The 17,193-nt window shown below is 67.2% G+C and carries 17 protein-coding genes and 1 pseudogene; 6 read left to right on the top strand and 12 right to left on the bottom strand.

The window, feature by feature from the left end:
- The first annotated feature begins 79 nt into the window (after window positions 1-79).
- The gene (gene phaC / locus GRB96_RS07175) at window positions 80-1,918 is read left to right on the top strand and encodes a class I poly(R)-hydroxyalkanoic acid synthase (protein WP_161431502.1); all 1,839 of its coding nucleotides are present in this window, start codon (window positions 80-82) and stop codon (window positions 1,916-1,918) included.
- A 108-nt stretch (window positions 1,919-2,026) separates the two neighbouring features.
- Here phaC and lnt read toward each other — a convergent pair whose 3' ends face one another.
- The 5 genes from lnt to miaB form a co-directional block, all read right to left on the bottom strand.
- Window positions 2,027-3,493 carry an apolipoprotein N-acyltransferase gene (gene lnt, locus GRB96_RS07180; RefSeq protein ID WP_161431503.1) on the bottom strand — a complete coding sequence of 489 codons (1,467 nt, stop codon included), beginning with the start codon at window positions 3,491-3,493 and terminating at the stop codon, window positions 2,027-2,029.
- Between the two features lie 23 nt (window positions 3,494-3,516).
- A complete protein-coding gene (locus GRB96_RS07185) occupies window positions 3,517-4,398 on the bottom strand; it encodes an HlyC/CorC family transporter (protein ID WP_161431504.1) in 882 nt (293 codons plus the stop codon).
- A complete protein-coding gene (ybeY, locus tag GRB96_RS07190; protein WP_161431505.1) occupies window positions 4,395-4,883 on the bottom strand; it encodes an rRNA maturation RNase YbeY in 489 nt (162 codons plus the stop codon). Before ybeY ends, GRB96_RS07185 begins: the two co-directional genes overlap by 4 nt.
- The gene (locus tag GRB96_RS07195; protein WP_161431506.1) at window positions 4,880-6,001 is read right to left on the bottom strand and encodes a PhoH family protein; all 1,122 of its coding nucleotides are present in this window, start codon (window positions 5,999-6,001) and stop codon (window positions 4,880-4,882) included. Before GRB96_RS07195 ends, ybeY begins: the two co-directional genes overlap by 4 nt.
- Before the next feature lie 152 nt (window positions 6,002-6,153).
- The gene (gene miaB / locus GRB96_RS07200) at window positions 6,154-7,497 is read right to left on the bottom strand and encodes a tRNA (N6-isopentenyl adenosine(37)-C2)-methylthiotransferase MiaB (protein ID WP_161431507.1); all 1,344 of its coding nucleotides are present in this window, start codon (window positions 7,495-7,497) and stop codon (window positions 6,154-6,156) included.
- A 435-nt stretch (window positions 7,498-7,932) separates the two neighbouring features.
- Between miaB and GRB96_RS07205 the strand changes: the two genes are divergently transcribed.
- Together GRB96_RS07205 and GRB96_RS07210 are read left to right on the top strand one after the other, a co-directional pair.
- Window positions 7,933-8,571 carry a TIGR04211 family SH3 domain-containing protein gene (locus GRB96_RS07205; protein WP_161431508.1) on the top strand — a complete coding sequence of 213 codons (639 nt, stop codon included), beginning with the start codon at window positions 7,933-7,935 and terminating at the stop codon, window positions 8,569-8,571.
- 22 nt (window positions 8,572-8,593) lie between these two features.
- Complete coding sequence (locus GRB96_RS07210) at window positions 8,594-9,235, top strand: class I SAM-dependent methyltransferase (protein ID WP_161431509.1); 642 nt, start codon at window positions 8,594-8,596, stop codon at window positions 9,233-9,235.
- 3 nt (window positions 9,236-9,238) lie between these two features.
- On the opposite strand, the gene GRB96_RS07215 is transcribed toward GRB96_RS07210, so the two are convergent.
- Window positions 9,239-9,829: a YajG family lipoprotein gene (locus tag GRB96_RS07215; RefSeq protein ID WP_161431510.1), complete on the bottom strand. Its 591-nt coding sequence runs from the start codon at window positions 9,827-9,829 to the stop codon at window positions 9,239-9,241.
- Window positions 9,830-9,944: 115 nt separating this feature from the next.
- Between GRB96_RS07215 and GRB96_RS07220 the strand changes: the two genes are divergently transcribed.
- A complete protein-coding gene (locus tag GRB96_RS07220; protein ID WP_161431511.1) occupies window positions 9,945-10,373 on the top strand; it encodes a GNAT family N-acetyltransferase in 429 nt (142 codons plus the stop codon).
- Window positions 10,374-10,446: 73 nt separating this feature from the next.
- Here GRB96_RS07220 and msrQ read toward each other — a convergent pair whose 3' ends face one another.
- From msrQ to cysP, 6 genes are all read right to left on the bottom strand, one after another.
- Entirely contained in the window at window positions 10,447-11,067 is a 621-nt protein-coding gene (gene msrQ, locus GRB96_RS07225; RefSeq protein ID WP_161431512.1) for a protein-methionine-sulfoxide reductase heme-binding subunit MsrQ, read from the bottom strand.
- On the bottom strand, window positions 11,067-12,083 hold the full coding sequence (msrP, locus tag GRB96_RS07230) for a protein-methionine-sulfoxide reductase catalytic subunit MsrP (protein WP_161431513.1): 1,017 nt from the start codon (window positions 12,081-12,083) through the stop codon (window positions 11,067-11,069). The genes msrQ and msrP overlap by 1 nt, the downstream gene beginning before the upstream one ends.
- Window positions 12,084-12,241: 158 nt before the next feature.
- Window positions 12,242-13,333: a sulfate/molybdate ABC transporter ATP-binding protein gene (locus GRB96_RS07235; protein ID WP_161431514.1), complete on the bottom strand. Its 1,092-nt coding sequence runs from the start codon at window positions 13,331-13,333 to the stop codon at window positions 12,242-12,244.
- Complete coding sequence (gene cysW / locus GRB96_RS07240) at window positions 13,330-14,157, bottom strand: sulfate ABC transporter permease subunit CysW (protein ID WP_161431515.1); 828 nt, start codon at window positions 14,155-14,157, stop codon at window positions 13,330-13,332. Before cysW ends, GRB96_RS07235 begins: the two co-directional genes overlap by 4 nt.
- Complete coding sequence (gene cysT, locus GRB96_RS07245; protein WP_161431516.1) at window positions 14,157-15,011, bottom strand: sulfate ABC transporter permease subunit CysT; 855 nt, start codon at window positions 15,009-15,011, stop codon at window positions 14,157-14,159. Before cysT ends, cysW begins: the two co-directional genes overlap by 1 nt.
- A gap of 17 nt (window positions 15,012-15,028) precedes the next feature.
- On the bottom strand, window positions 15,029-16,039 hold the full coding sequence (cysP, locus tag GRB96_RS07250) for a thiosulfate ABC transporter substrate-binding protein CysP (protein ID WP_161431517.1): 1,011 nt from the start codon (window positions 16,037-16,039) through the stop codon (window positions 15,029-15,031).
- Window positions 16,040-16,223: 184 nt separating this feature from the next.
- Here cysP and rpe point away from each other — a divergent pair, with 184 nt between their 5' ends.
- Both rpe and GRB96_RS15660 read left to right on the top strand, forming a co-directional pair.
- A complete protein-coding gene (gene rpe, locus GRB96_RS07255) occupies window positions 16,224-16,925 on the top strand; it encodes a ribulose-phosphate 3-epimerase (protein ID WP_161431518.1) in 702 nt (233 codons plus the stop codon).
- 55 nt (window positions 16,926-16,980) lie between these two features.
- Window positions 16,981-17,187, top strand: a pseudogene (locus GRB96_RS15660) (GIY-YIG nuclease family protein); the annotation flags it as partial.
- Between the last annotated feature and the right edge of the window lie 6 nt (window positions 17,188-17,193).

Raw genomic sequence — 17,193 nt, forward strand, 5'->3', positions numbered from 1 at the left:
GCCGCCGTCCTCCACGTGAGGGCGGCGGATCGTGCTATCTGACGTCGGCATGGCGTGGCCGACGCACCGGGAGGGTTCAATGCAGCCAGGGGTTCAAGCACCGACACAGGCCGAGCTGGAGGCGTGGAATGCACAGCTCCAGCAGATCGGCGAGGAGTATCGTCACCTGATGGGTGACCTGCTGGAGCGCATGGTGCCCAGCGACGCCGCCGATTCGGTCTATGAGGATATGCGGAAGAGCTTCCAGACGGCGGCCGAGTCGCTGATGGGCAATCCGCCCCAGCTGTGGCAGACCCAGGCGCGCCTGATGCAGGATCAGTTCCAGCTGTGGCAGAACGGTCTGCGTGCCATGGCGGGCGAGCAGGTCGAGCCGCTGGTGACGCCGAACAAGGGGGATCGCCGCTTCAAGGACAAGGCCTGGACCAGCGACCCCTACTACCTGTCGATCATGCAGCAGTACCTGCTCTTCTCGCGCCTGGTCGAGGAGCTGATCGACGGCCTGGACCTGCCCGTGGACCAGAAGCATCGGCTGGCGTTCTACGCCCGTCAGATGGTCAACGCCATGTCGCCCACCAACTTCGTCACTACCAATCCCGAAGTGATGCGCAAGACCATGGAGACCCGTGGCCAGAACCTGGTCGATGGACTGGCCCGGCTGCGCCACGACCTGGCCAACTCCGCCGAGGGCCTGAACGTCACCATGACCGACCGCAGCGCCTTCGAGGTGGGCAGGAACATCGCCGTGACCCCGGGCTCGGTGGTCTACGAGAACGAACTGATCCAGCTGATCCAGTACACGCCCACCACCGAGCAGGCCTACAAGACGCCGCTGCTGGTGATTCCCCCCTGGATCAACAAGTACTACATCCTCGACCTGCGCGAGGACAACTCCTTCGTCAAGTGGCTGGTCGACCAGGGCCATACGGTATTCCTGATCTCCTGGCGCAACCCCGGTCCCGAGCAGCGCGACCTGACCTGGGCCGACTACATGCAGCTCGGCCCCATCGCCGGCATGGAGGCGATCGAGCAGGCCACCGGAGAGAAGTCGGTGAACCTGCTCAGCTACTGCGTGGGCGGCACCCTGGCGGCCTCCACGGTGGCCTACCTGACCAGTACCCGTCGCGGGCGCAAGGTGAAGTCGGTCACCTACATGACCACCCTGCAGGACTTCCGCGATCCGGGCGAGATCGGCGTCTTCCTCAACGAGCCGGTGCTGCAGGGCATCGAGGCCAAGATGGAGCGCGACGGCTATCTCGACGGCCGAGCCATGGCCTTCAGCTTCAACCTGCTGCGCGAGAACGACCTCTTCTGGTCCTTCTATATCAGCAACTACCTGAAGGGAGACGTGCCGGCCCCCTTCGACCTGCTCTACTGGAACACCGACGGTACCAACCTGCCGGCGGCGACCCACGGCTGGTACCTGCGCAACATGTACATGGAAAACCGCCTGGTCCAGCCCGGTGGCATCGAGCTCGATGGGGTCAAGATCGATCTGCGCAAGATTTCCACCCCGAGCTACTTCCTCTCCACCCGGGAGGACCATATCGCCCGCTGGAACAGCACCTACTACGGCGCGCTGCTGCCCAAGGGGCCGGTCAAGTTCGTGCTGGGTGGCTCGGGACATATCGCCGGGGTGGTCAACCCGCCGCACAAGAACAAGTACGGCTACTGGACCAACGACGCGCTGCCCGAGAGCCACGAGGAGTGGCTGGCCGGGGCCGAGCAGCACGAGGGCTCCTGGTGGCCGCACTGGCAGGCATGGATGACCGAGAACGGCTACGCCGACCCCGAGAAGATGGTGCCGGCACGCCAGCCCGGCGACGGTGAACTCGATATCCTCGAGCCGGCCCCGGGGCGCTATGTCAAGACGACCATTCCCGAGGTGGTGGGCGAAACCCCGGCTTCGCCGGGAGCTTAAAGCTGTAAGTAGAAGCGCCCAGCCGACTCATCGGCTGGGCGCTTCTTGTTTCTTCCCCAATGTCTCTCGAAAGATCTGGCTTACGGCTTACGGCTTACGGCTTACGGCTTACGGCTTGCGGCGCAGCCGCAGCCCCGGCAGCACCAGCAGTGCGGCGAGCAGCCAGGTGGGCCAGCTGCCGGTGCGGGTGAAGGGGGTGAGGCCCTGCATCGGGGTCACCTCGCCGGCGAGGCTGGCGATCTCGAACTGGGGTGCCCGGGCGGTGATGTGGCCGCGCTCGTCGATGATGGCGGTGACCCCGTTGCTGGTGGCGCGGATCACCTGGCGGCCGTTCTCCAGGGCGCGCAGGCGGGCCATCTGCAGGTGCTGCAGGGGGCCGATAGAGCGTCCGAACCAGGTGTCGTTGGACACCGTCAGCAGCAGCGCCGCGTGGCGCGCCTGTGCCGCGACCCGATCGGCATAGATGATCTCGTAGCAGATGGCGTTGCCGATGGTGGTGCCGGCGGCGCGCAGCGGCGCCTGGCCCTCCGGCCCCGGCGTCATCGCCGGCATCGGCAGGTCGAAGAAGGCGATGGTGCCGGCGAGCAGGCTCTCTAGGGGTAGGTATTCACCGAAAGGCACCAGGTGTGTCTTGCGGTACTCGCCCTCCACCTCGCCCAGCCCGATCACGCTGTTGTAGTAGAGCCCCTCGCCGTCGCGCTGCAGGATGCCGGTGAGCAGGGCGGTGTCGGGGGCGAGGTTGGACTGTACCCGCTCGAGGATCGGTCGCGCCTCGCGCTCGAACATCGGCAGCGCCGCCTCGGGCCAGACGATCAGGTCAGGGTCATCGGCCTGCGCGCGGGTCAGCTCGCTGTAGCGGTTGGCGGCCTCGCGCTGGCCCTCGGCGGTCCACTTGATCGCCTGGTCCAGGTTGCCCTGCAGCAGCGCCACCCGCAGCGGCTCGCCGGCGGGGCTCGTCCACTGGGCGGGCAGCGCCAGGGGCACCAGCCACAGGGCGGCGACGGGGAGGGCGGCCCACCAACGGCGACGCAGCAGCTCGACTCCCAGGCTGCCGGTCAGTGCGGTGATCAGCGAGAGCAGGTAGACCCCGCCCACCGGGGCCCAGGGGGCCAGCGGGGAGTCGACCTGGGAGGTGCCCAGCAGCAGCCAGGGGAAGCCGGTGAACAACCAGGTGCGCAGCCACTCGCCGAGGACCCAGGCACCGGCGAAGCTGAGCCAGGCCAGGCGTGGGCCGGTGAGGCGGCGGTAGAGCCACAGGGTCACGGCGGGGAAGAGGGCCAGGCCGGCGACGAACAGCACGGTGAGGAGCAGCGCCAGGGGCACGCCGGTATAGCCGTAGTCGTGGATCGATACATAGACCCAGGAGGCGCCGGACCCGAACAGCCCGAGCCCGTAGCTCCAGCCGCGCAGGGCGGCCTGGCCTGGCGTCAGGGTGTGGATGCCGAGGTAGATCAGCCCCGCGGCCACCGGGCCCAGCCACCAGAGCTCGAAGGGCGAGGCGGTAAGCGTGGTGAGGATACCCGCCGCGGCTGCCAGCAGGCAGCCGACGGCGGGGGAGAGGCGAAACGCTGGCATCTTGGCCCTCCGTGGCAGGCGCGTCAGTCGTTGTCGTCGAGGCCGTCGTCCTCGTCGCAGGGCTCGGCCTCGAGCAGTCGGATGCGGCGGTTGTCGGCGTTGAGCACCGTGAAGCGCCAGCCGCCGATGACGGCGTGTTCGCCACGGGCGGGCAGGTGGCCGAAGCGCTGCATCACCAGTCCGCCGAGGGTGTCGAACTCCTCGTCGGAGAAGTGGGTCTGGAAACGCTCGTTGAAGTCCTCGATGGGCGTCAGGGCGCGGATGGCATAGCGCCCGTCGCCCAGCTCGCGAATATCCTCCTCCTCGTCGGCGTCATGCTCGTCCTCGATCTCGCCGACGATCTCCTCGAGGATATCCTCGATGGTGACGATGCCGGCGGTACCGCCATACTCGTCGACCACGATCGCCATATGGTTGTGGGTGCTCTGGAACTCCTTGAGCAGGCTGTTGAGGCGCTTGGACTCGGGCACGAAGAGCGCCGGGCGCACCACCTCCTCGAGGCGGAAGGGCCTGCCGTTCTCCTGGCCACTGCGCAGCAACGGCAGGAGGTCCTTGGCCAGCAGGATGCCGTTCACCTCGTCGAGATTCTCGCCGATCACCGGATAGCGAGAGTGACCGGTCTCGAGGATGACCGGCAGGTACTCTTCCAGGGGCTGGTCCATGGCGATGGCGGTGACCTGGGAGCGCGGGATCAGCACCTCGCGAACCTGCTGGTCACTGATCTTGAGGGCGCCTTCGATGATCATCATGGCGTCCTGCTCGAGCTTCAGGCGACCTCCCGCCTGACGCAGGAACTCCAGCAGCTCGTCCCGTGAGCTGGGTTCGTCGCTGTCGCTGGAGAGCGCCCCCAGCAGTTTCTCGAGCCAGGAGCGGTTGCCCTGGCTACTCGATCGGTCTTCGCTCATGAGTCGGTTCTCTCGTCCTCGGGTGCGGTCCGGTAAGGGTCGGCGATGCCCAGTTCGGCCAGGATCTCGCGCTCCAGCGCCTCCATGGCCTCGGCCTCGTCATCCTCGAGATGGTCGTAGCCGAGCAGGTGAAGGGTACCGTGAACCACCATGTGAGCGTAGTGATCGTGCAGCGACTTGTCCTGCTCGGCAGCCTCGGCGACCACCACCGGGTGACAGATCACCAGGTCGCCGAGCAGTGGCAGGCTGACGCCGGGCGGGTTCTCGAAGGGGAAGGAGAGCACGTTGGTCGGGCGGTCCTTGCCGCGGTAGTCGCGGTTCAGCGTCTGGCTCTCCTCGGCGTCGACCAGGCGCACGCTGAGCTCGCTGTCGGCATCGACCTCATGCCGGCAGAGCACCGCGCCGACCCAGGCCTCCAGCTGCGCCTGGCTCGGCAGCCCTTCGGCCTCGATGGCCACCTGACGGTCAACCCGGGGCTGGCTCATGAGTCGCCTCGCTCGCGGTCGAGACGCTCCTGGCGTTCCTGACCCATTCGCCTTTCCTGCCCCATCTGCCTTTCCTGACGCAGTGCCTCGCGCTCCTGGTCGCGGGCCTGCTTGCGGGCGCGCTCCGCGGCCTCCTGCTCGGCCTCGAAGCTGTCGTAGGCCTCGATGATGCGCTGCACCAGCGGGTGGCGCACCACATCCTTGGCGGCGAAGTGGGTCACACCGATGCCGGGGGTGCCCTTGAGCACCTCGAGGACCTGGATCAGTCCCGAGCTCTGGCCGCGGGGCAGGTCGACCTGGGTGACGTCGCCGGTGATCACCGCGGTGGAGCCGAAGCCGATGCGGGTCAGGAACATCTTCATCTGCTCACGGGTGGTGTTCTGGCTCTCGTCGAGGATGATGAAGGCGTTGTTGAGGGTGCGCCCGCGCATGTAGGCCAGCGGGGCGATCTCGATCACCTGACGCTCGATCAGCTTGGCCACCTGCTCGAAGCCGATCATCTCGTAGAGGGCATCGTAGAGCGGGCGCAGGTAGGGGTCGATCTTCTGGGCCAGGTCGCCTGGCAGGAAACCGAGCTTCTCGCCGGCCTCCACCGCCGGGCGCACCAGCAGGATGCGACGCACCTCCTGCTGGTTGAGGGCCTCCACCGCCGCGGCGACCGCCAGGTAGGTCTTGCCGGTACCCGCCGGGCCGATGCCGAAGTTGATGTCGTGGGCGCGGATGCTCTGCACATAGCCCTGCTGGTTGAGGCCGCGGGGCTTGATCAGGGTGCGTGGGGTGCGGATCAGCACCTCGGTGGTGTCGGCATCCCCCTCGTCCTCCTCGAGGGCCTGCTGGCCGGACTCCTGCAGGAAAAGGTGCACGGTATCCGGTTCCAGATCGCTGGCCTCGGTCTCGCGGTAGAGGTGCTCGAGCACATTGGCGGCGGCCTTGACCCGGTGGATGGGCCCGGCCAGCTGGAAGATGTTGCCGCGGTTGCGCAGGGTGATGCCCAGGCGCGACTCCACCAGCTTGAGGTGCTCGTCACGCTGGCCGCAGAGGTTGGCCAGGCGGCGCGGGTCGTTGGGCTCGAGGGTCAGGGTGATGATGCGGTTGGCCTGGGAGGCTGGCTGGCTCAAGACGGGCGGGTCCCCTGGATGATGAATGTGTAGGCTCAGCTTACTGCCCCGGCGTTTGCCGGGGCAATGTGTGAAGGGCTATCGCGTCCGGAATGTGGTGCTCGAGCCCAGGGCCGCCGGATCAGCCCCGGCAGCAATACCCCTTGTCTGTCTCAGTAGATCTCCGGCGAGGCGAGCTCGCCGCGCAGGGAGTTGGGCAGTGCCTCGGTGATCTCCACGTCGACGAAATAGCCGATCAGCTCGGTGGGGTTGGGGGCACGGAAGTTGACCACCCGGTTGTTCTCGGTGCGGCCGGAGAGCTGGCCCGGGTCCCGTGGCGCGAAGCCGGTGACCAGGATGCGCTGGGTGGTGCCCACCATGCGCCGGCTGATCTGCATGGTCTGCTGGTTGATGCGCTCCTGGAGGATCGCCAGGCGCTGCTTCTTGACCTCCTCCGGGGTGTCGTCCTCGAGCGAGGCCGCCGGGGTGCCGGGGCGTGCCGAGTAGACGAAGCTGAAGGAGTGATCGAAGCCGATGCGATGGATCAGGTCCATGGTGGCCTCGAAGTCCTCCTCGGTCTCGCCGGGGAAGCCGATGATGAAGTCCGAGGAGAAGCTGATATCGGGGCGCAGCGCGCGGATGCGCTCGAGCTTCTCGACATACTCCTCCACGCCGTGGCCGCGCTTCATGGCGGCAAGCACCCGATCCGAGCCGGCCTGTACCGGCAGGTGCAGGTGGCTGACCAGTTCGGGGATCTCGCCATAGGCCTCGATCAGGCTGTCGGAGAACTCCACCGGATGAGAGGTAGTGAAGCGGATGCGATCGATGCCCTCCACCGCCGCCACGCAACTGATCAGCTCGGCCAGGTCGATCTCGTCGCCCAGCTGGTTGAGGCCGCGGTAGGCGTTGACGTTCTGGCCGAGCAGGTTGATCTCGCGCACGCCCTGGTCGGCCAGGTGGATGACCTCGTCCATCACCGCCTCGAAGGGCCGCGATACCTCCTCGCCGCGGGTGTAGGGCACCACGCAGAAGGTGCAGTACTTGGAGCAGCCCTCCATGACCGAGACGAAGGCGGTGGCGCCGTCGGAGCTCGGCTTGGGCAGGTGGTCGAACTTCTCGATCTCCGGGAAGGTCACGTCGACCACCGAGATCTGCTCCTGCTGTCGCGAGTCGAGCATGGAGGGTACCCGGTGCAGGGTCTGGGGGCCGAACACCATGTCGACATGGGGCGCGCGCTTGCGCAGTGCCTCGCCCTCCTGGCTGGCCACGCAGCCACCCACGCCGATCACCAGGTCGGGATTGGCCTCCTTGAGCTTCTTCCAGCGCCCCAGCTGGTGGAACACCTTCTCCTGGGCCTTCTCGCGGATGGAGCAGGTATTGAGCAGGATGACGTCGGCATCGCGCTCGTCGTCGGTGAGCTCGAGCTGGTGAGATTCGCCGAGCAGATCCGCCATGCGCGCGGAATCGTACTCGTTCATCTGGCAGCCGTGCGTCTTGATGAAGAGTTTCTTCGCCATAAGGATTGGGTCGTGGCGCCAGGCGCCCGACGTCTGTCACCGGTGGGTTCAGGGATGCGCGACACTCACGGCGGCGGACCGCCGGCGGCGCGGCAATGGATGGCGGTGGCCGTCCGGCCATCGTTGAAAACAGGCGCCCATTATACGTGCCGTGCCCGTGTGGAACCAGCCCGCCGCCTGGCCAGGACGAGTATGCTAACCTAGCGTACCCGGTCGTTGGGGCGAGCCCCTGGTCAGGTAATGACCAGCAATCCGAAAGCGGCGATGTGGCGCTGCCAGCGGACGACTTTCCCCGGGTTGTCCCGTCGGTTGTCCACAGAAGCTGTGAATAACCATTGCGGCGTCGTTGCCGGGCATCCGGGATGCGACCGCCCCAGGGCCAGGCTGTTTTCCGGCACGCCGCTTCAGTCAGTACGCTTCAGTCAGGATCATGGCATGACGACACACCACAGCACACGCACCGGCCTGGGCATCTGCCTGGGTACGCTACTCGGCCTGCTGGCCCTGCCGCTGGCGGCCCAGGAACAGAACGATACCGTCTGGGTCTCCGACTCCCTGACCACCTATGTGCGCAGCGGTCCCACCGATGGCTACCGCATCGTCGGCACCCTCACCGCCGGCGAGCCGGTCGTGCGGCTGGAGACCAGCGGCGACTATACCCGCGTCCGCGGCCCCGGTGGCGACGATGTCTGGGTGCTCAGTCGCGAGATTCAGGAGGCCCCCAGCGCCCAGGTGCGCCTGCCCGAGCTGGAGCAGCGGGTGGCCGAGCTGGATGCCGAACTCGACGGCATCGATGAGGAGTGGGAGCAGCGCACCGCCGCACTGCGTGAGACCCTGGAGGTTCGCGAGGCCCGGGTCGCCGAGCTGGAGTCACGCAATCACGAGCTGGATGCCGAGGCGGAACGCTCCCGGCAGGCCGTGCGTGAGCTCGAGGCGCGCCTCAACACCCAGGAGCAGGACCTGCTGATGCGCTACTTCATGTATGGCGGTGGGGTGGCCGGTGCCGGCCTGCTGGTCGGCCTGATTGTCCCCCATCTGCCGCGTCGCCGCCGCAAGCGCGATCGCTGGTTCTGAGTGCATGGAGGAAAAGGGAGACATGGAGAACGAGTGGCTGGCGCGCTGGCGCGAGGGGCGCATCGGCTTCCATCGTGACGCGCCGCATCCCGCGCTGCGCCATCACTGGCCGCGGCTGGGCGTGCGGCCCGGCGTCAAGGTGCTGGTGCCGCTATGCGGGAAGAGCCACGACATGCGCTGGCTGGGGCGTCACGACCACCCGGTGCTGGGCATCGAGCTGGCCCCCCAGGCGGTCGAGCAGTTTCTCGACGAGGGGGGCGAGGCCGTCTCTCGCTATCGCCAGGCGGGGTTCGAGATATGCCGCCAGGGCAATGTCGAACTATGGTGTGGCGACTTCTTTCATTTTCATATCGCCCAGGCGGCCGAGATCGGAGCCTTCTACGATCGCGCCGCCCTGATCGCCCTGCCGCCCGCCACCCGCCAACGCTACGCCTTCCATCTGGCCCAGCTGATTCCGCCCGGAGCCAGGGGGCTGTTCATCAGCCTCAACCGGGCCGCCGGCGAGGAGCTGGCCGGTCCGCCGTTTCACGTGCCGGAAGCGGAGGTGCGCGAGCTGTTCGAGCCCAACTTCCAGATCACCCTGCTGGAGCGGGGCGATCCGGAGCCGGGCAGCGGTTTCCAGGAACATGTCTGGGCCATGGTGCGCCGCGGCCCCATCGACTGACCCTCAGCGGGCCAGCAGGCGGCCCAGTTCGGGATCCCGGAAGGCACGGTCCAGGCCGTCGGATAGCAGCTCGTTGACCATCCGGCTATTGGCTTCCTGGTCCGGGCGCACGGCAAAGCTCTGGGTGCGCCGAGAGGTGTAGGTGCCGGTATAGGTCGTGCCGCCATTGACTGCCTCGGCGACGAATACCGCCTCCATGCGAGCCTCGCCGATCACCGGGCGGCTCTGGCCGCGGGCATAGCCCAGGTGGTCGAGTGTCAGGGTCAGGCTGGGGCGTCCTTCGGCGCGCTGGGTGGTGGGCTCGAAGCCCATCTCGCGCACCGCTCGCTCGGCCTCGCGCTGCAGCCGCGGCATCAGTTCGTGGGCGTAGACGGTGATGGTGGCGGTGGACATGGCGCTGCCGGTGCGGGTGCCGATCACCTCGCTGTCGCGACCGTCCGCGGCGATCACCGTGATCGCCTGGCCGCTGCCGGTCACCGGTACCTCGGCGCTGCGTTTCGGGTCAAGCTGAAGGGTCTGGGGAGCGGCGCAGCCGGCCAGCCAGCCAGTGGCGACCAGGGCCAGGGAAAGACGAAGAAAGCGTCGACGCAGCATGGAAAGCTCCCGTATCGAGGGTGAGTTCGGGGCGCAGTATAGCGCCGGGTACTCGCTCAGGGTACGACGTCGCCCCCTCGCTTACACTGTTGTCATACGTCGAAGGAGCCGAGACATGATCCGTCCCGCTACCGCCGAGGAGATTCCCGGGCTGGTCGATATCTGGCTGCGTGCCTCGATCCGTGCCCATCCCTTCATTCCCGAGGCGTTCTGGTCGTCCCGCGCCGAGGCCATGGCGCGGGAGCACCTGCCCCAGGCCGAGGAGGTCGCAGTGCTGGAAGTCGAGGGCAGGGTGATCGGTTTCGCCGCCCTCAACGGCGACCACCTCGAGGCGCTGTTCATCGACCCGAAAGTGCAGAGCTACGGCCACGGTTCGCGGCTGATGGCCCACGCCATGGCCGGCCACGAGCGCCTGACCCTGTGTGTCTACTCACGCAACGTGCGTGCGGTCTCCTTCTACCATCGGCTGGGCTTTCGCGCCGTGGAGGAGCGTGTCGAACCGCTCAGCGGCGAGAGCGAGACACTGATGGTATGGGAGCGCTGAGCCGGCGCTCCCCTGTCGCCGCGTCAGTCGTGCGGGGCCTGCGTAGCCCCCTGGAGTGCCAAGACGGCAAGCGCTACGTGCCAGCGAGACGATAACGTATCCTGGGTAGTGTGCGAGCCACCGGCGGCAGGCGGGTCGCCATGACCAGCGCCGCGATGGCGGCATACATCACCCACTCTCCGAGATCGGCGCGTACCACCCACAAGAAGTGCAGCAGTACCAGCCCCAGGATGGGGTAGGCGAGCCGGTGCAGGGTCTTCCAGCGCTTGCCCAGGCGACGCATCGACCAGCGGTTGGAGGTGGCTCCCAGCGCGGCAAGGCCGATCAGCGCCAGCATGCCGACGATGATGTAGGGCCGTTTGACCAGCTCGCTGCCCAGCATGGCCCAGTCGAGCCCCAGGATGAACAGCGCGTAGCTGAGCATGTGCAGGGTGGCGTAGGCCAGTGTCCACAGGCCAAGCTGCCGGCGGATCAGGGTGAAGCCCTTCCAGCGAGTGAGTCGGGTCAACGGCGTGAGGCTCAGGGTGAGCAGTAGCATCCACAGGGCGCCGGTGCCGATATTCAGCAGCAGGTAGCGCCCCGGCTCGGGTCCGGCGGCGTTATTGGCCACCTGCCAGCCCCACACCACCAGCGGGGTCAGGGCCGCCAGGAATACCCCCGCACGCCACGTTCGCCATGTGTTCCGGGTTGCCATCAGTAGTTCACCCGCAGATCCAGCCCCGCGTAAAGCTCGGCGACGTCGTCGGCGTAGCCATTGAACATCTGGGTATCGATGGTGTTGGGGCTGAACAGGCTGTTGGGCAGGCGCCGTTCGGTGGCCTGACTCCAGCGGGGGTGGTCGACCTGCGGGTTGACGTTGGCGTAGAAGCCGTACTCGTCAGGTGCGATCTGCTGCCAGGAGTTGACCGGCTGCTCTGCCACCAGCGAGATGCGCACGATCGACTTGATGCTCTTGAAGCCATACTTCCAGGGCACCACCAGGCGCAGCGGCGCGCCGTTCTGGTTGGGCAGTTCGCGGCCATACATGCCCAGGGCGAGCAGCGTCAGCGGGTGCATGGCTTCATCCAGGCGCAGCCCCTCCACGTAGGGCCAGTCGATCAGCGAGAAGGAGGAGCGCTGTCCCGGCATCTGCTCGGGGTCGACCAGGGTCTCGAAGCGCACGTAGCGGGCCTTGCTGGTGGGTTCGGCCCGCTTGATCACCTCGGCGAGGGGAATGCCCAGCCAGGGAATCACCATCGACCAGGCCTCGACGCAGCGCAGGCGATAGATGCGCTCCTCGAACTGCGAGGGCCTGGCGAGATCCTCCAGGCCAATGCGTCCGCCGTTGTTGACCTCGCCATCCACCACCACGCTCCACGGCTGGGTTTCCAGGCTGCCTGCATGGCGGGAAGGGTCGGACTTGCCGGAGCCGAACTCGTAGAAGTTGTTGTAGCCACTGGCGTCGTCGTAAGGAGCGAGCTTGTCCTTCTCGGGGTCGCTCGGGGTAACCGCCTGCCAGCGGGTGGCGTCGATCTTCTCTTGCAGCCACCCCGGCGCATCGCCATCGGGGACGTCCGCGTAGTCGGCGCTGGCGTTGGCCTGCCCGGCAAGGGCAAGCCCCGCGCCCAGCCCCGCCATGCCGCCCATGAAGCGTCGTCGGGAGAGGTAGATGGATTCCGGTGTCACATCGGATTCGTGCAGATCACCGGGCCTGGCAATCTTGATCAGCATGGGGGACCTCCGCTGGCGGTGAGTACTGAGTCGTGATGAGTGTGACAACACGACAGCAGAATTATCACCGCCAACCACCGCGTTATCGCCGGTTCGCCGGCCACGGGGCCGGCATTAGTCAGAGATAGCGGTGGCTGAGGGGCGAGCCGAGCGGTGGTTCAGGCGGCAGCGGGCTGGCGCTGCTGGGTGGCGTCAGCGCTGAAACGGTGCCAACGGCGTGGAATCACGAACAACCTCTGGCCGCGCCGCAGCTCGAGGCGCTCATAGTCGGCATGACGCAGGGTGGCAAGCCAGGGCTCGACCAGCCAGTCCGCGGCGATCTCTACCCGCACCTCGGCACCCACCGGGGAGATGGCGGTGACGGTCACCGGTAGCCGGGCCTCCGGCGTGGGGGCCTGCGCCAGGCGTACTTCGTGGGGCCGCAGCAGCAACTCCTCGGGGCCATCGGGGAGCGCCACTGCCAGGTGTGCCTCGCCGCAGGTCAGGACCCCGTTGCGCACTTCACCCTCGAGATGGTTCACGTCGCCGAGGAACTCGAAGACGAAGCGATTGGCGGGTGTCCGGTAGAGGGCGTCCGGGGTATCGATCTGCTCGATGCGCCCGTGGCTCATCACCGCAACCCGGTCGGAGACCTCCAGGGCCTCCTCCTGGTCGTGTGTCACGAACAGGCTGGTGAAGCCCAGCTCGTCATGCAGCTGGCGCAGCCAGCGACGCAGCTCCTGGCGAACCTTGGCGTCCAGTGCCCCGAAGGGCTCGTCGAGGAGCAGCACGTCGGGGCGCAGGGCCAGCGCCCGGGCCAGGGAGACCCGCTGCTGCTGGCCGCCGGAGAGCTGGGCCGGGTAGCGGCTGGCGAAGTGTTCGAGCTGCACCATCTCCAGCAGGCGGTGGACCCGGGCGCGGATCTCGCCGCTTGAGGGGCGCTCGCGGCGCGGCAGCACGGTCAAGCCAAAGGCGACGTTGTCGAACACCGTCATATGGCGAAACAGCGCATAGTGCTGGAAGACGAAGCCTATGCGCCGGTCGCGTACATGCACGTCGGTGACGTCGCGGTCGCCGAACAGGATGCGTCCGGCGGGGGCTCGGTCCGGTGCCTCCAGGCCGGCGATGATGCGCAGCAGGGTGGTCTTGCCCGAGCCCGAGGGCCCCAGCAGGCCCACCAGCTCGCCCTCGGCGATCTCCAGACTCACCGGCTCCAGGGCACGCCCGGCACGGCCATAGTGCTTGGCGATATCAGTCAGGCGGATGCTCATGGGGAAACCTCCTGGCGCGCGATGCGCCATTCCAGGCCGGCCTTGGCGGCCAGGGTGAACAAAGCGATCAGTGCCAGCAGGGCGGCGCTCGAGAAGGCGCCCACGGCGTTGTAGTCCTGGTAGAGCTGTTCCAGGTGCAGGGGCAGGGTCATGGTCTCGCCGCGGATGGCGCCGGAGACCACCGAGACCGCACCGAACTCGCCGACCGCCCTGGCATTGGTGAGGATCACCCCATAGAGCAGGGCCCAGCGGATATTGGGCAGGGTGACCCGGCGGAAGATGGTCCAGCCAGGCGCCCCCAACGTCACGGCGGCTTCCTCCTCGCGGGAACCCTGGGCCTGCATCAGCGGGATCAGCTCGCGGGCCACGAAGGGGCTGGTCACGAACACCGTCACCATCAGGATGCCCGGCCAGGCGAACATCAGCTGGATATCCTGGGCATCGAGCCAGCCGCCGACCCAGCCGTTGCGGCCATAGAGCAGCAGATAGACGAGCCCTGCCACCACCGGCGACACCGCGAAGGGGATATCGATCAGGGTCTGCAGCAGGCGTCGGCCGGGAAACTGGAAGCGGGTCACCAACCAGGCCAGGGCCACCCCGAACACCAGGCAGACGGGGATGGTCATGGCGGCGATGAACAGCGTCAGGCCGATGGCCGCCAGGGTGTAGTTGTCGCTGACGTTGGCCCAGAACACGCCGACGCCCTGGGAGAAGGCCTGGGCGAAGATCGCCACCAGCGGCAGCAGCAGGAACAGGGCCGCCAGCAGAACGGCGGCGGCGACCAGGAGGCGGCGCACCGCCGGGGAATCACCGACTCGTTGCATCAGCCTCGTCCTCCATGCAGTCGCTTGATGAAATGGCCGTGCCAGACGTTGATGGCCAGCAGCAGTGCAAGGGAGACGGCCAGCACTACCGAGGCGATGGCTGAAGCGCCGGCATAGTCGTACTCCTGCAGCTTGACGAAGATCATCAGCGCGGTGATCTCGGTCTCGAAGGGGGCGTTGCCGGCGATGAAGATGATGGCCCCGAACTCGCCCAGGGAGCGCACGAAGGCCAGCCCGGTGCCGGTGACCAGTGCCGGCCATAGGTAGGGCAGGATCACCCGGCGGAAGGCGGTGGCATCCGAGGCGCCAAGGGTCATGGCCGCCTCGTCGACTTCGGGTGGCAGGTCCTCGAGCACCGGCTGCACCGTGCGCACCACGAAGGGAATGCTGGTGAAGGCCATGGCCAGGGCGATGCCCACCCAGGTATAGGCCACTTCTAGCCCCAGTGGTTCGAGCAGCCGTCCGATCCAGCCGTTGCCGGCATAGAGGGTCGCGAGGGTGATGCCGGCCACCGCGGTGGGCAGCGCGAAGGGCAGGTCCATCAGGGCGTCGAGCAGGCGCTTGCCCGGGAAGTCGTAGCGCACCAGTACCCAGGCGAGCAGCAGGCCGAAGGCGGCGTTGGCCAGCGCCGCCACGGCGGCGGCGCCGATCGTCACCGTGTAGCTGGCCACCACCCGGCCGTCGCTGACGATCGCCCAGTACTCAGCCAGGCTGAGCCCTTTTAGCTGGCCCACCAGGCCGGTCATCGGCAGCAGCAGCACCAACGACACGAAGGTGAGGCTGATGCCCAGCGACAGGCCGAAGCCGGGCAGCACGCGGCGACGACGGGGCAGGGCGAAGGCCAGGGCGCTCATCGATCGACTCCCGGCGCTCAGCGGCGCTGCAGCTGGTCGAGCTGACCGCCGCTGCCGAAGTGGGTTTCCATGGCCTGATCCCAGCCGCCGAAGACCTCCTCGACACGTAGCAGCTGGGTCTCGGGGAACTGCCCGGCGAACTCCTCGGCCACCGCCTCGTGATTCACCCGGTAGTTGAAGCCGGCCAGCTGGCGCTGGGCCTCCTCGCTGTAGAGGTACTCCACGTAGGCCTGGGCCAGCTCCTCGGTGCCGTTGCGCTCGGTATTGGGTTCCACTACCGCTACCGGGAACTCGGCCAGGATGCTCACCGGCGGCACGATCACCTCGTAGTCGTCGCTGCCATACTCGCCGCGGATGTTGTTGACCTCGGACTCGAAGCTGATCAGGACGTCGCCGATGCCGCGCTCGATGAAGCTGGTGGTGGCGCCGCGGCCACCGGTGTCGAAGACCTTCACGTTGCCCAGGAAGTCGCGCATGAACTCCTGGATCTGCGCTTCATCCCCGTCGAACTGGTGATCCGCGAAGCCCCAGGCAGCCAGATAGGTGTAGCGGCCGTTGCCCGAGGTCTTGGGGTTGGGGAAGACAATCTCCACGCCCGCGTCATCCAGGTCGTCCCATCCCTCGATGCCCTTGGGGTTGCCCTTGCGCACGAGGAAGGCGGTGGTGGAGTAGTAGGGCGAGGCATTGTTGGGCAGCGCCTGCTGCCAATCCTCGGCCACCAGGCCGTCATCGGCCAGCACCTGGACATCGGTGACCTGGTTGTAGGTCACCACGTCGGCGCGCAGCCCCTGGAGAATGGCGCGGGCCTGGGCCGAGGAGCCGCCATGGGATTGCTGGATGGCGATCTCCTCGCCCTGGGTCTGCTGCCAGTGGGCGATGAACTCGGGGTTGATGGCGGAGAACAGCTCCCGGGCGATGTCATAGGAGGAGTTGAGCAGCTCGCGCTCGGCGGCCGCGACCGGTGAGGCCAGGCCGGCACCCAGGGCGATGGCGAGCAGCGAGCGCGGAAAGCGTAGATCGAGGGTCATGGCGAGACTCCGGAAGAGGGGTGGGTAGCGTTGTGAGAAGGTTATGAGTCATCAAAGGTAATTACAATGGTATTTTTTATTCAATTATAGAATATACCCCTGCGCTCTGGTCATCCTGTCGCCTGCCGGTGGCGGGGCGTTCTGGTAGAATGTGCCCTCTCGTCATCGACCCGGGATCCCTGCCATGACCGACGCGACCCGCGATTTCCAGATCGCGCCTTCGATCCTCTCCGCCGATTTTGCCCGGCTGGGTGAGGAGGTGGACGATGTCCTCGCCTCCGGCGCCGATATCGTCCACTTCGATGTGATGGACAATCACTATGTGCCCAACCTGACCATCGGGCCCATGGTCTGCGCGGCACTGCGCAAGCACGGCGTGACCGCGCCCATCGACGTGCACCTGATGGTGCGTCCCGTGGACCAGCTGATCGGTGACTTCATCGCTGCCGGGGCCAGCATCATCACCTTCCATCCCGAGGCCTCCGACCATATCGACCGCTCCCTGCAGCTGATCCGCGACGGTGGCTGCCGGGCCGGCCTGGTGTTCAACCCGGCCACGCCGCTCTCCTATCTCGACTATGTGATGGACAAGGTCGACATGGTGCTGCTGATGAGCGTCAACCCCGGTTTCGGTGGCCAGTCGTTCATTCCCGCCACCCTGGACAAGCTGCGCGAGGCGCGCCGGCGCATCGATGCCTCCGGCCGCGATATCCGCCTGGAGGTGGATGGCGGGGTGAAGGTCGACAATATCGCCGAGATCGCCCGCGCCGGCGCCGACACCTTCGTGGCCGGTTCGGCGGTGTTCAAGGCGAGGAACGAGTCAGACCCGCACCGCTATGACGGCGTGATCCGCGAGTTTCGCGAGCAGCTGGCCGGTGTGCGCTGAGCCGGTGACCGGGACCCGTTCCAGGCCCGGCGAGTGCCCCACGGAGAAGGTGGCGGTGTGGTACCTCTACCTGCTGGAGACCGCCGGCGGTGCGCTCTACACCGGCATCACCACCGACGTGGCGCGACGCTTCGCCGAGCACGTCGCCGGGCGTGGCGCCAAGGCGCTGCGCGGCAAGGGGCCCTTGAGGCTGCGTCATCACGAGCCGGTGGGCAGCCGCGGCGAGGCGCTGCGTCTGGAGGCCCGGATCAAGCGGCTCTCTGCGGCG

Origin of the sequence: Halomonas alimentaria (genome assembly GCF_009902005.1) — a bacterium.
GTDB lineage: Bacteria > Pseudomonadota > Gammaproteobacteria > Pseudomonadales > Halomonadaceae > Halomonas > Halomonas alimentaria.